The organism is Micromonospora sp. WMMD708 (assembly GCF_049315245.1).
In the GTDB taxonomy this organism is placed as follows: domain Bacteria; phylum Actinomycetota; class Actinomycetes; order Mycobacteriales; family Micromonosporaceae; genus Micromonospora; species Micromonospora wenchangensis.
This window is the reverse complement of the sequence record NZ_CP186060.1, coordinates 5,631,968-5,644,730: the sequence shown is the minus strand read 5'-3', so window position 1 is coordinate 5,644,730 and position 12,763 is coordinate 5,631,968. Positions and strand designations below refer to the sequence as shown.

General features: G+C 74.9%; 11 protein-coding genes. 7 read left to right on the top strand and 4 right to left on the bottom strand.

Annotated features, from left to right (window positions below):
* Positions 1 to 3: 3 nt before the first annotated feature.
* Positions 4 to 693 (bottom strand): TIGR03089 family protein, encoded by a 690-nt coding sequence (locus tag ACN260_RS24775; RefSeq protein ID WP_422753284.1) that lies wholly within the window; start codon positions 691 to 693, stop codon positions 4 to 6.
* A 151-nt stretch (positions 694 to 844) separates the two neighbouring features.
* On the opposite strand from ACN260_RS24775, the gene ACN260_RS24770 reads away from it, so the two are divergent.
* Positions 845 to 1,990 carry a glycosyltransferase family 4 protein gene (locus ACN260_RS24770; protein ID WP_422753283.1) on the top strand — a complete coding sequence of 382 codons (1,146 nt, stop codon included), beginning with the start codon at positions 845 to 847 and terminating at the stop codon, positions 1,988 to 1,990.
* A 63-nt stretch (positions 1,991 to 2,053) separates the two neighbouring features.
* Positions 2,054 to 3,145 (top strand): mannose-1-phosphate guanylyltransferase, encoded by a 1,092-nt coding sequence (locus ACN260_RS24765; RefSeq protein ID WP_422753282.1) that lies wholly within the window; start codon positions 2,054 to 2,056, stop codon positions 3,143 to 3,145.
* 148 nt (positions 3,146 to 3,293) lie between these two features.
* Here ACN260_RS24765 and ACN260_RS24760 read toward each other — a convergent pair whose 3' ends face one another.
* On the bottom strand, positions 3,294 to 3,926 hold the full coding sequence (locus tag ACN260_RS24760; protein WP_422753281.1) for an NUDIX hydrolase: 633 nt from the start codon (positions 3,924 to 3,926) through the stop codon (positions 3,294 to 3,296).
* Positions 3,927 to 3,965: 39 nt separating this feature from the next.
* On the opposite strand from ACN260_RS24760, the gene ACN260_RS24755 reads away from it, so the two are divergent.
* Positions 3,966 to 5,003, top strand: a complete 1,038-nt coding sequence (locus ACN260_RS24755) for a hypothetical protein (RefSeq protein ID WP_422753280.1) — start codon at positions 3,966 to 3,968, stop codon at positions 5,001 to 5,003.
* Between the two features lie 279 nt (positions 5,004 to 5,282).
* Positions 5,283 to 6,284, top strand: coding sequence for an ArsR/SmtB family transcription factor (locus ACN260_RS24750; protein WP_422753279.1), 1,002 nt, complete (start codon positions 5,283 to 5,285; stop codon positions 6,282 to 6,284).
* A 142-nt stretch (positions 6,285 to 6,426) separates the two neighbouring features.
* Here the strand turns inward: ACN260_RS24750 and ACN260_RS24745 are convergent, their stop codons facing one another.
* Both ACN260_RS24745 and cofD read right to left on the bottom strand, forming a co-directional pair.
* Positions 6,427 to 7,620, bottom strand: coding sequence for a coenzyme F420-0:L-glutamate ligase (locus ACN260_RS24745; protein ID WP_422753278.1), 1,194 nt, complete (start codon positions 7,618 to 7,620; stop codon positions 6,427 to 6,429).
* Entirely contained in the window at positions 7,617 to 8,564 is a 948-nt protein-coding gene (cofD, locus tag ACN260_RS24740) for a 2-phospho-L-lactate transferase (protein WP_422753277.1), read from the bottom strand. Before cofD ends, ACN260_RS24745 begins: the two co-directional genes overlap by 4 nt.
* 98 nt (positions 8,565 to 8,662) lie before the next feature.
* Here cofD and ACN260_RS24735 point away from each other — a divergent pair, with 98 nt between their 5' ends.
* From ACN260_RS24735 to ACN260_RS24725, 3 genes are all read left to right on the top strand, one after another.
* Complete coding sequence (locus ACN260_RS24735; protein ID WP_422753276.1) at positions 8,663 to 9,571, top strand: hypothetical protein; 909 nt, start codon at positions 8,663 to 8,665, stop codon at positions 9,569 to 9,571.
* Positions 9,572 to 9,692: 121 nt separating this feature from the next.
* On the top strand, positions 9,693 to 12,215 hold the full coding sequence (locus ACN260_RS24730; RefSeq protein WP_422753275.1) for a bifunctional FO biosynthesis protein CofGH: 2,523 nt from the start codon (positions 9,693 to 9,695) through the stop codon (positions 12,213 to 12,215).
* A 126-nt stretch (positions 12,216 to 12,341) separates the two neighbouring features.
* Entirely contained in the window at positions 12,342 to 12,620 is a 279-nt protein-coding gene (locus ACN260_RS24725) for a hypothetical protein (protein ID WP_088642933.1), read from the top strand.
* Positions 12,621 to 12,763: the final 143 nt, after the last annotated feature.

Sequence of the window (12,763 nt, the reverse complement as noted above, 5' to 3'; positions counted from 1 at the left end):
GGGTCAGGCCAGGGTGCGGGTGGTGCGTTCGGTGTCGGCGCGGCCGGCGAGGCGGGACCGGTCGGCGTTGCCGGTCAGCACGATCGTCGCCCGGCGGAGCAGGGGAGCGAGCAGCCAGTCGCGCGGGTCGGGGTGGACCGCCGCGTCGACGAGCAGCCGGTCGCCGGGGGAGACGCCGAGGGCCGTCGCGCGGGCGTCCGCCTCGGCCAGCAGGCCCGCGTCGGCCGGACCGCCCTGGGTGGACGGCGTGAAGTGGTCACCCTGGGTGCGTACCTCGACCACGTAGTCGGCGTACCCGGCGGGGACCTCGCGCAGCGGGGCGGCGAACGGGGCGAGCGCCAGGGCGTAGCGGTCGCCGGCCGGCCAGGCGTCCCCCTCGGCAACCCGGTCGACGGCGGCGAAGAGCACGTCCACGGCGCCCGGCTCGTCACGCACCGTCAACCCGGCGGACCAGCAGCCGAGCAGCACCGCGGCGGTCTGCCAGTGCGGCGGCAGCAGCACCCCGGCCGGGTCGCCGGGGCTCAGGGCCAGCTCGTCGACCAGCAGGTTGGCGGTCTTGGCCACCCAGTTCGCCAGGGTCGCGCCGGAGAGTTCGGTGCGCTCGCCGGTGGCGTCGTCGTACCAGGTCAGCAGGGGGCGGGCGGGGTCGGCCGCGATTGCGGCGGCGAACACCCGGGCAATGTTGTCGGCCATCGGCGCGAACGATACGCCCCCGCCGTCCGTATCCGATGGCGATGACAAGTCGGCGTACGGTCGGGTCGGAGTCAGCGTCCGCGCCGCGCTCCGGCGTAGGCTTGCCCGGAGTGTTGTTCCCCACAGACCCGCCACTGCAAGGAGTCGCCCCGTGACCGCCGGTCGCCCGCCCCGCGTGCTCATCGACGCCACGAGTGTCCCCGCCGACCGAGGCGGCGTCGGTAGATACGTCGATGGCCTGCTCGGCGCCCTGGGCACAGTGTGCGGTCAGACGGTCGACCTGGTCGTGGTGAGCCTCCGCACCGATCTGGAGCGCTACACCCGGATGCTGCCCGGGGCCGAGGTGATCCCCGCCCCGGCCGCCGTCGCCCACCGCCCGGCCCGGCTCGCCTGGGAGCAGACCGGCCTGCCGTTGCTCGCCCAGCAGGTCGGTGCCGAGGTGCTGCACTCGCCGTTCTACACCTGCCCGCTGCGGGCCGGCTGCCCGGTCACGGTGACCGTGCACGACGCGACGTTCTTCACCGAGCCGGAGCACTACGACAAGTCCCGCCGGACGTTCTTCCGCAGCGCGATCAAGACGTCGCTGCGCCGGGCCAACCGGGTGATCGTGCCGAGCAAGGCCACCCGCGACGAGTTGATCCGGCTGCTCGACGCCGACCCGACCCGGATCGACGTGGCCTACCACGGGGTCGACCAGCAGGCCTTCCACGCCCCGGGCGAGGAGGAGAAGGCGCGGGTACGGGCCCGGCTCGGGCTCGGCGGCAGCAGCTACGTCGCCTTCCTCGGGGCGAAGGAACCGCGCAAGAACGTACCCAATCTGATCCGGGGTTGGGCGCGGGCGGTGGCCGACCGGGAGGACCCGCCGGCCCTGGTGGTCGCCGGCGGCCAGGGGCACGACGACGACATCGACCGCGCGGTGGCCGAGGTCCCGTCGCACCTGCGCCTGCTGCGCCCCGGCTACCTGCGCTACGCCGACCTGCCCGGCTTCCTCGGCGGCGCGCTGGTCGCCGCCTACCCGTCGTACGGTGAGGGGTTCGGCCTGCCGATCCTGGAGGCGATGGCCTGCGCCGCGCCGGTGCTCACCACCCCCCGGCTCTCGCTGCCCGAGGTGGGCGGTGACGCGGTCGCCTACACCAGCGAGGACCCGGACCAGATCGCCACCGACCTGGCCGCCCTGCTCGACGACGAGCAGCGCCGGTCGTCGCTGGCCAAGGCCGGTTTCGACCGGGCCAAGGAGTTCACCTGGGCGTCCAGCGCCGAGGTGCACATCGCCGCGTGGAGCCGGGCCCGTTCCTGAGTGGTCGCTGACGGTACGGCCGAGCCGCCATCCGACCTGGGACGGTTCGGGCATGATGTGCTGATGCTCTACGCCGTCATCCCGGCGGGTGGCAGCGGCACGAGGTTGTGGCCGCTGTCCCGCGCGGGGCACCCCAAGTTCCTCCACCCGCTCACCGGCACCGACGCGTCGCTGCTCCAGGCGACCGTCGACCGGCTGACGCCGCTGACCACACCGGAACGTGTCCTGGTGGTCACCGGCGTCGCCCACGCGGCGGCGGTGGCCCGGCAACTGCGCGGGGTACCCGAGGAGAACATCCTGGTGGAGCCGTCTCCCCGGGACTCCTGCGCGGCCATCGCGCTGGCGGCGGCGGTGATCGCGCGGCGCGACGGGTCGGCGGTGATGGGGTCGTTCGCCGCCGACCACCTGATCCGGGACCCGGCCGCCTGGGTGCAAACTGTCCGGGCGGCGGTCCAGGGGGCCGAGCAGGGTCTGCTGATGACGGTGGGGATCACCCCGACCCGGGCCGAGACCGGCTACGGCTACCTGGAGACCGGGGAGCCGACCGGTGACGGTCCGCTGCGCCCGGTGACCGAGTTCAAGGAGAAGCCGGCCGCGCCGGTCGCCGAGGCGTACCTGCGTTCGGGCCGGCACCTCTGGAACGCCAGCATGTTCGTCTGGCGGGTGGACGTCTTCCTCGCCGAGCTGGCCCGCCAGCAGCCGGACCTGCACGCCGGGGTGACCGCGATCGCCGCGGCCTGGGGCGGTCCCGAGCAGGACGACGTCCTCGGCACGGTCTGGCCGACGCTGCCGAAGATCTCCGTCGACTACGCGGTGATGGAGGGCGCGGCCACCGCCGGTCGGGTCGCCACCGTGCCTGGCGACTTCGGCTGGAACGACGTCGGCGACTTCCACACCCTCGGCGAGGTGCTGCCGGCCGACCCGGACGGCAACGTGGTGCTGGGGGCCGACGCCAAGCCGGGGGTGCTGCTGCACGACGCCCACGACCTGGTGGTGGTGCCGCAGTCGGGTCGGCTGGTGGCCGCCGTCGGGGTCCGTGACCTGATCGTGGTGGACACCCCCGACGCGGTGCTGGTGTGCCCGCGTGACCGGGCGCAGGACGTCAAGGCGCTGGTCGACGAGCTGAAGGCCCGGGGCGAGGACGGACTGGTCTGAACCACCGGACGACCTGACCCCCGCCCGGCGGCGGCACGCTCCGACCGCCGGACGGCCCGGCCCCGGGCGGGGGCCGCAGCGCGGTCAGCGGGCCGGGGACGTGCCCCGTCGGGCCGGAGCGTCGTCGGCGGGGAGCCGGTCGGCGCGGTCAGCGGTTCCGGCGGGCGTGCACGGCCAGGGCCGGCGCGACGAGCTTGGCGGTCCCCCCGGCGAGCGGCTCGGGCAGCCGGTCGGTCGGGAACCAGCCGAGCGCCTCCGACTCGTCGCTGACCTGCTCGACCGCGCCGGGCGGGGCGAAGACCGCGAACCGGACGTCGTGGTGCAGCGAGCCGCCCTGGCAGCGCACCGGATGGATGTCCACGTCGATCGGTACGGGGTCGATGACCAGCCCGGCGATGCCGGACTCCTCGGTGGCCTCGCGCAGCGCCGCCCCGGCCAGCGTCCCGTCACCCGGTTCGCAGTGCCCGCCCAACTGCACCCAGCGGTGCAGCTTCCCGTGCAGGCAGAGCAGCACCCGTTCCCCGGCCGCGTCGAGGATCAGCGCGCTGGCGGTGAGGTGACCCGGCAGGTGGTGGCGGGTCAGCGCGACCGGGCCGTCGGCGAGCAGGCCGAGGGTGCGGTCCCGGGCCCCGGCGGCGTCCGGCCCGGTCGGTGTCCACCCGGTCAGCACCGCCACCGCGTCCGCGTGCAGTGCGCTGTTCCCGCCGGCCTCGACCGGCCGGGTGGGGTGGGGTGGGGTGGTCGAGGCGGCCGGGGGAGGGGCGGGCAGGGCGTCGGGCATTCCGACACTCTACGAGCGCGTGCTCCGTACCCTGGCGCGGTGAACCTGAGACTTCTGGAGTTCGTGGTCGCCGGCAACGAGGCCAGTGACCTGTTGCCGGTCCGCTCCCGGTCCCTGCTGCGGGCACACGACGCCGTACGTGGTTTCTGGACGGTGCTCGACGAGGGGCCGGTCGAACACTGCCTCGCCCTGCTGCTGGAACGTACCGACGGCGAGTGGGTCGCCCACCACGTGCCGGCCGACGCCGGGGTCGAGAACGGCCGCACCGAGGACGGCGAGGCGCTCGCCGCACACGACGGCTGGGTGTACGTCTTCGGGTCGCACTTCGGGTCCAAGGCCGGCCCGCTGCGCCCCCGGCGGGCGTTCGTGGCCCGCTTCCGCGAGGACGACGCGGCCACCGGGACGCTGCCGGTGCAGGTGGTCCGCAACCGGTTCCGGGTGCACCGGGCGGTGAACGACGCGCTGGTGAAGGCGGCGTTCACCCCGTTGCCGCCGGGTGACCGGGTGCGCCAGCGGTTCATCGGCGAGACGGTGGCCCGGGGCACCGCGCGGGCCAAGTCCTGGGTACGCCGGCTCGCCGACGACGACCTGCCGCTGAACGTGGAGGCGGCGGCGTTCACCCCCGAGGGGACGGTGCTGCTGGGGTTGCGCTTCCCGGTGACCGTGGACGGGGAACCGGTCCTGGTCGAGCTGGCCGGGGTGCCGCAGATGTTCACCCCGGGCGGCGGCTGGCCGCGCGCCGGCCGGGCGTACGTGCTGACCGGGGTGACCCCGCCCGGTGCGCTGGTCGGCTTCCGCGCGGTCACCCCGACCGCCGACGGCGGGTACGCGGCGGTGGTCGGCTCGATCGACGCGCTGGGCAAGGGATCGGTGCTGCTGGACGACCACCCCACGGGCGGCGAGGTCACCTCGCGGCACGTCCGGTTCCGGTGGGAGCCGGCCGACGACGGCCGGATCGCCGGCGAGGTGGCGGCCGAGCTGGCACCGTTCCGGAACGTCGAGGGGGTGGCCGAGATGGACGGACGCAGTTTCTACGTCACCGACGAGGACCACCGGGTGGCGCTCTGGATCGGCTGACCCCACCCGCCGACAGGGGCGGTGGGGCCCGGGTGACACTTCTGCGGAACCAGGGCCGCAGACCCTCGTAGTGCCTCCCGGGCGCCACCTTCGGTGGACCCCGACCCGCCCGACCGGCAGCGGGAAGAACCCCGCGTGTCGTACCGGGCAGTAGGAGCATGCCAATCGGCGGGACGGGCGTCGAGGTCTTTCAGCCCACGCTTAAAAGTGGAGATAAGTGCCGCCCGGTACAGTTCAGTGGGTCGGCGGCCTCCCCCTGCCCCGCCCCAGGAGCGCTCCATGCTGACCATCCACTTCTCCCGGGAGGACATCCTCCGGACCCGGGTCGCCCCCGCCGCCGACCCGGTCTGGGAGCTGGTCCTCAGCCTGCACCTGCTCCAGGGCCGGACCCGCGACCCGCTGATGGCGCGCTGGCGTCAGGGAGTCGCCGCCGGGCTGCGCCGGGACACCGCCGCCGACCAGTTCCGGCTGCTGTTCGCGCTGAACCCGCCCCGGGGCTACTTCCCCGACTTCCTCACCCCCTACCAGAGCCTCGACGGATTCGAGGCGGGCCTGGACGCCGTCCGGTCCACCCCGACCGAGCTGCTGCGCCGCGACCTGAACCTGCTGGCCGAGGCGAACCCGCTGCCGTCGTCGGCCGCCGCGCTGGCCCGGGGCGAGCCGGACGTGCTGCGCCACCTGACCGAGTCGATGACGCAGTACCGGTCGGTGGCGATCGACCCGTACTGGGGGCGGATCAGGGCCGCCGTGGAGGCCGACCGCGCGGTACGGGCCCGGGCGCTGCTCGACGGTGGCGCGGAGGGGCTGCTGGCGAGCCTGCGACCGGGCATGCGCTGGGACTCCGGCGTGCTCCAGGTCGTGGACTATCCGAACCGGCGGGAGTTGCACCTGGACGGTCGGGGGCTGCTGCTGGTGCCGTCGTTCTTCTGCGCGCGTACCCCGGTCGCGCTGCTCGACCCGGCGCTGCCGCCGGTGCTGGTCTACCCGGCCGACCGGCTCGGCGGGTTGGACCCCTTACCGGGGGAGGGTGGGCGGCCCGCCGGGAACGGCGGCCGGGAGGCGCTCGCGGCGCTGCTCGGCCGCACCCGGGCGGCGGTGCTCGAAGCCAGCGACGACGGCGCGACCACCGGCGAGGTGGCCCGCCGGCTGCACATCTCGGCCGCCGCGGCCAGTCAGCACACCGCCGTGCTGCGTAACGCCGGGCTGCTGGTCAGCCGCCGGGACCGCAACACGGTCCTGCACACCCTGACCCCCCTCGGCCGGGCCATGCTCGACGCCTGACCGCCGGCGGGGCGGCTGTCAGGCGCAATGGTGCGGAAGTTGCGGTATCCCGTGGAGCGGATACCGCAACTTCGGCGACCGCGTGTCGATCATCGCCGGGTCCTCGGCCCGATCACCGGCCGTCGGCCCGGCCACCGGCCGGTCAGAGGGCCAGGCAGGCGCTGGCGATGCTGCCCGTCGGCGGGGGCAGCAGGGTGGACGGGACCCCCTCGGCGGCCAGCGCGATCCGCAGCCGGTACAGGTCGGCACCGAAGCGCACCAGGTCGGGCTGGTCGACCGGGGTGGGTGCCGCGCCGAGCACCAGCCCGGTGGCCCCGGCCGGCCAGCCGTCGACGGTCGCGACGAGGCCGGCGCGTACCTCGTCGTCGGTGACGTGGGTGAAGGTGGTGCCGAGGGCGACCACCTCGGCCACCGCGGCGATCGCCCGGTCGACGGCCGCCGGGTCGACAGGTGCCTCGCCGGGGCCGTCGGCAAGCGTCGCGGCGGCGCGCAGCCCGGCCGTCATCGCCTCGGCGGTGCCGAGCGAGAACAGGTCCAGCGCGCTCTCCCGCACCAGGGCGGCGGCCCCGGCCCCGTCGTCGACCAGTCGGACCGCCGGCCGGTCGTCCCGGCCGTCGCCCCCGGCCGACCGGAGGTCCACGCCGTCGCCCCCGGCCGGCGGGTGCTCCCGGACACCGTCGGCCGCCGGCGACATCACCGGCAGGTAGCCGCGGACCACCGCCACCGGCACCTGGTCGCACTTGCCCTTGATCAGTTCACCCGCGCCGGCCAGTTCGTCGACCACCGCCATCTGGGTCAGTTGCAGCTCGTTGCCGTACGGATCGACCTCGCCCCGGTGGTCGCGGATCGCGGGCATCCCGGCGACCCCGAGCGCCACGTCGGTCAGCCCGTTGCGCCACGGCCGGCCCATCGTGTCGCTGATGATCACGGCGACGTCGATCCGGTAACGGTCCCGCAGGGCGGCGCGCAGCGCCCGCGCCGACGCGTCCGGGTCGACCGGGAGCAGCACCAGCCGGGTCTTGTCCACGTTCGAGGCGTCGATCCCGGCGGAGGCCATCACGAAGCCGTGGTGGGTCTGCACGATCCGGGTCGCCCCCCGGGTCGCCACCACCCGGGCGGTCTCGGCGGCGAGCACCTCGTCCCGGGCGGCGAGCCGTTCCGGCCCGTCGGCCGGCACGTCCACCAGCCGGCCCTCCGCCTTCGACACGATCTTGCTGGTGACCACCAGCACGTCGCCGTCGCGCAGCCACGGCGCGGCGGTGCCGATCAGCACCGCCAGGTCGTCGCCCTCGGTCACGTCGCCGATGCCGGGCACCGGCAGGATCTCCAGTCTCACACCAGCTCCATCGCGGCCCGGACCATCGCCGTGGTCGCCGCCTCGTCGGTCATCCGCAGCGGGACCGCGCGGACGGTCACCCCGGGCACCGCCACCCCGTCGTCCTCCGGCGCGACCAGCCAGCCATCGAGCAGGCCACCCTCGCTGCGCCCACCGTAGAGCCGGCCCACCCCGGCCGCGCTGCACTCGACGTCGAGGACCTCCAGGCAGCGGTCGGCCATCCCGCGCACCGGTGCGCCGCCGATGATCGGGGACACCCCGACGACGGGGGCGGGGCCGGTGGCGACCGCGTCACGCAGGCCGGGCACCGCCAACACCGGGGCGATGCTCACCACCGGGTTGCTCGGCGCGACCAGCACCACGTCGGCGGCGGCCAGCGCCTCGGCCACCCCGGGGGCCGGCTTGGCCGTGTCCGCGCCGACGAAGACGAACCGGTCGGTGGGCACGCCCGCCCGGTACCGGACCCACCACTCCTGGAAGTGGATGGCCCGCCGCTCGCCGTCCAGGTCGACCACCGCGTGCGTCTCCAGCCGGTCGTCGGTGGCCGGCAGCAGCCGTACGCCGGGCTGCCAGCGGGCGGCCAGCGCCTCGGTGACCTGCGACAGCGGATAGCCGGCGTTGATCATGGTGGTGCGCACCAGGTGGGTGGCGACGTCCTTGTCACCGAGGTTGAACCAGCCCGGCTCGGCCCCGTACGCCGCCAGTTCCTGCCTGATCGTCCAGCTCTCGCCGACCCGCCCCCACCCGCGTTCCGGGTCGGCGCCCCCGCCGAGGGTGTAGAGGACGCTGTCCAGGTCGGGGCAGACCTTGAGGCCGTGCAGGTAGAGGTCGTCGCCGACGTTGACCACGGCGGTCACCTCGGCACCCACCTCGCGGGCGTACGCCCGGACGCCGAGCAGGAATCGGGCACCCCCGATTCCGCCGGTCAGAACCACGATGCGCATGCCGTCCATCCTCCCGTACGGGACGTGACCCGCCGCCGGGCGGCCCGGGAGACTAGGCTCACGTCGGCCTCTGTCCGTTTCGCCCCGAGGGAGAGTTCGTGACCAGCCCCGCCGAGCCCGCGTCGCACGACGCGTCGCAGGCCCGCCAGATCACCGCACCCCTGCGCGAACTCGCCGCGCTCGTCCTGCTCGGCGCGAACGCCGTGCTGCTCTTCGTCGGGTTCGTCCGGCTGCTCGTGCCGACGTCGGACTACAGCACCTTCTCGGGGCGGGCGGGCAGCGAGTTCTTCGCCTTCGTCGGCGTCGAGTCGACGGTGCTGCCGCTGCTGGCCGTGCTGCTGGTCACCCACCTCGCGCCGGTGTCGGGCCGGGCCCGGCAGTTCACCCAGCTCGCCATCGGCGAGTACGCCTTCGCCGCCCTGTTCGGCGTGTTGACCTTCCTGATCTGGCTGGTCGGCCGGCTGGCCGAGGCGGAGGTGCTGGACGCCCTGCTCGGCATGCTGACCCGGGCCGCCTGGTTCGCGCTGTTCGGGGTGGCCGCCTTCGTGGTCTACCGGATCTGGCGCACCCTCTACCACGTGCCGAAGCCGAAGCCGCAGCCCGGCGTCTACGGGCAGCCCCAGCCCGGCTGGCCGCAGCAGCAGGCCGGCTACCCGGGTGCCGGCTACCCGGGTCAGCCCGGCGCCGGGCAGTACGGCCAGCCCGGCTTCGCCCCGCCACAGTCCGCCCCGCCGTTCGGCACCCCGCAGTCGGCGTCCCCGTTCGGTGCGCCCCAGTCGGCCCCGCCCGCCGGTGCGGCACCGCAGTCGGCTCCGCCGTTCGGTGTGCCCCAGTCCGCTCCGCCGTTCGGTGCCCCGCAGCCGGCTCCGCCGTTCGGGCAGCCCCCGTCGGCCGACCCGACCCAGGCGATCCCCCGGCAGCCGGGCGAGCCGACCACCGGCACGACCGACACCGACGGCGACCGTACCCGGACCTTCCGCCGCGACGACCCCGACGCCCCGCGCTGAGCCGCCCGGCCGGGTCGGTCGACGCGCTGCGGCGCCGGCCCGGCCGGCGCGGCGTCGGGGAGATGTCACACCCGGCTCGCGTGCCTGCCGGATCGCCGCCGGAAGCGCCTAGGCTGGGCGGATGGTTGACCGCACCGATTCCGGCCCGACCCCGGCGGCGGTACGCCGGGCGCTGCGCCGGGCCGCCACCGGGCGGGCACTCGACGTCGACGAGGCCACCGCGCTGCTGACCGCCCGGGGCCCCGAACTGGACGAACTGCTCCGGATCGCCGGGGAGGTCCGGGACGCCGGGCTGCGCGACGCCGGTCGGCCCGGCGTGGTGACGTACTCGAAGAAGGTCTTCATTCCGTTGACCCGGCTGTGCCGGGACCGGTGCCACTACTGCACCTTCGCCACGGTGCCGCACCGGCTGCCGGCGGCCTTCCTGGAGACCGACGAGGTGCTGGCGATCGCCCGGCAGGGCGCGGCGCTGGGCTGCAAGGAGGCCCTGTTCACCCTCGGTGACCGGCCGGAGGAGCGCTGGCCGGCGGCCCGCGCCTGGCTGGACGAGCGGGGCTACGACTCCACCGTGGACTACCTGCGGGCCTGCGCGGTGGCGGTGCTGGAGGAGACCGGCCTGCTGCCGCACCTCAACCCGGGGGTGCTCTCCTGGTCGGAGCTGCAACGGCTCAAGCCGGTCGCGCCGAGCATGGGGATGATGCTGGAGACCACCGCCACCCGGCTCTGGTCGGAGCCGGGCGGCCCGCACTTCGGCTCGCCCGACAAGGAGCCGGCGGTCCGGCTACGGGTGCTCGACGATGCGGGCCGGGTGGGGGTGCCGTTCACCACCGGCATCCTGATCGGCATCGGCGAGACCCCCGCCGAGCGGGTCGACGCGCTGTTCGCGATCCGCCGCGCGCACCGGGAGTACGGCCACCTCCAGGAGGTGATCGTGCAGAACTTCCGGGCCAAGCCGGACACGGCGATGGGCGGCCTGCCCGACGCCGAGCTGCACGACCTGGCGGCCACCGTGGCGGTGGCCCGGCTGCTGCTCGGTCCGAGGGCCCGGCTCCAGGCCCCGCCCAACCTGATCGAGGACGAGTACGACCTGCTGCTACGGGCCGGCATCGACGACTGGGGTGGGGTCTCCCCGCTCACCCCGGACCACGTCAACCCGGAGCGGCCCTGGCCGCAGCTCGACGAGCTGGCCCGGCAGACCGAGAAGTCCGGCTTCACCCTGCGCGAGCGGCTGACCATCTACCCGGAGTACGTGCGGGCGGGTGACCCGTGGCTCGACCCCCGGCTGTCGCCGCACGTCGGCGCGCTCGCCGACCCGGCGACCGGGCTGGCCGTCGAGGCGGCGCGGCCGGTGGGCCGCCCGTGGCAGGAGCCGGAGGAGGTCTTCGGTGGCGGCCGGGTGGACCTGCACACCACCATCGACACCACCGGCCGCACCGACGACCGGCGGGGCGACTTCGACAGCGTCTACGGCGACTGGGCGCAGGTCGCCGGCAAGGTGAGCCCCGCCGCGTCGGGCGGACCGGTGCCGGTCGGCGACGGCGACCTGCGGGCGGGGCTGCGGCTGGCGGCCGACGACCCGGCGGCGCTGCTGGAGCCCCGGCACGCCGACGCGGCGCTGGCGCTGTTCGGCGCGGACGGCCCGGCCCTGGACGAGCTGTGCCGGCTCGCCGACGACGTGCGCCGGGACACCGTCGGCGACGACGTCACCTACGTGGTCAACCGCAACATCAACTTCAGCAACGTCTGCTACGTGGGCTGCCGGTTCTGCGCGTTCGCCCAGCGGGAGCGGGACGCCGACGCGTTCCGGCTGTCGGTGGAGCAGGTGGCCGACCGGGCCGAGGAGGCGTGGGCGGCGGGTGCCGGGGAGGTCTGCCTCCAGGGCGGCATCGACCCGAAGCTGCCGGTGACCGGGTACGCCGACATCGTCCGGGCGATCAAGGCCCGGGTGCCCGGCATGCACGTGCACGCCTTCTCCCCGATGGAGATCGCCACCGCCGCCGCCAAGGCGGGCGTGCCGGTGCGGGAGTGGCTGTCGATGCTGCGCGAGGCCGGCCTGGACACCATCCCGGGCACCGCCGCCGAGATCCTCGACGACGACGTGCGCTGGGTGCTCACCAAGGGCAAACTGCCGGCCGCCGCCTGGGTCGAGGTGGTCTCCACCGCGCACGAGCTGGGCATCCGCTCCAGCTCCACGATGATGTACGGCCACGTCGACCACCCCGGGCAGTGGCTGGCGCACTTCCGGGTGCTGGCCGGCGTGCAGGACCGTACCGGCGGGTTCACGGAGTTCGTGGCGCTGCCGTTCGTGCACACCAACGCCCCGATCTACCTTGCCGGCATCGCCCGACCCGGCCCGACCTGGCGGGAGAACCGGGTGGTGCACGCGATGTCCCGGCTGCTGTTGCACGGCCGGATCGACAACATCCAGTGCTCGTGGGTGAAGCTCGGCGACGAGGGCACCGTGGCGATGTTGCAGGGCGGCTGCAACGACCTGGGCGGCACCCTGATGGAGGAGACCATCTCCCGGATGGCGGGTTCGGGTAACGGCTCGGCGCGTACCGAGGAGCAGTTGCGGGCGATCGCCGCCGCCGCCGGACGGCCGGCGCGCAGACGGACGACGGCGTACGGTCATCCGTCGCGATGACATCGAACCTTTCGCGCGCGCGGGCCGTACCAGTGTTCGTCGGCGGCGGTTGAGGCGAGGGCCGCCGCCGGCAACCTCGCGCTCCACACCGCGCGCGCTCACGCGCCGCCGGAGGAAAGGTTCCCCATGACGAGCGAAGTGCGGAAGCGTTCCTGGCCGCGACTGACCCGCCGGCAGACACTGACCGCTGCGGCGAGCGCCACGCTGGGTGCGGCGGCCCTGACGGTCACCGGTGTGTCGGTGGCGCAGAACTCCCCGGCGGCGGCCGGCGCGGACGGCCCGATCGTGGTCCACCTGCGCGACGCCAGGTCCGGGACGATGGACGTCTTCGTCGGTTCGTCCCGGATCGAGGTACGCGACCGGGGGCTGGCCGACCGGCTTCGCCGTGCCGCCGGGCGTGGCTGACCTGTCCGTCGGGCCGGGCTGACCTGTCCGTCGTCCGGGCGGGTCGCCCCGACCGCTGTCAGCGGGCGGCCTGACCCGTCCGCTTCCGCCGCGCGGCGTCGACCGCCCGCGTTTCTTCCCCTTCACCGCCAGGCGCAGGTCCC

Excerpts from the sequence above, each read along its gene's own strand:
- ACN260_RS24775 (WP_422753284.1), bottom strand. The coding sequence starts at position 693 with ATGGCCGACAACATTGCCCGGGTGTTCGCCGCCGCAATCGCGGCCGAC.
- ACN260_RS24765 (WP_422753282.1), top strand. The coding sequence starts at position 2,054 with ATGCTCTACGCCGTCATCCCGGCGGGTGGCAGCGGCACGAGGTTGTGG.
- ACN260_RS24725 (WP_088642933.1), top strand. The coding sequence starts at position 12,342 with ATGACGAGCGAAGTGCGGAAGCGTTCCTGGCCGCGACTGACCCGCCGG.
- cofD (WP_422753277.1), bottom strand. The coding sequence starts at position 8,564 with ATGCGCATCGTGGTTCTGACCGGCGGAATCGGGGGTGCCCGATTCCTG.
- ACN260_RS24730 (WP_422753275.1), top strand. The coding sequence starts at position 9,693 with ATGGTTGACCGCACCGATTCCGGCCCGACCCCGGCGGCGGTACGCCGG.
- ACN260_RS24760 (WP_422753281.1), bottom strand. The coding sequence starts at position 3,926 with ATGCCCGACGCCCTGCCCGCCCCTCCCCCGGCCGCCTCGACCACCCCA.
- ACN260_RS24750 (WP_422753279.1), top strand. The coding sequence starts at position 5,283 with ATGCTGACCATCCACTTCTCCCGGGAGGACATCCTCCGGACCCGGGTC.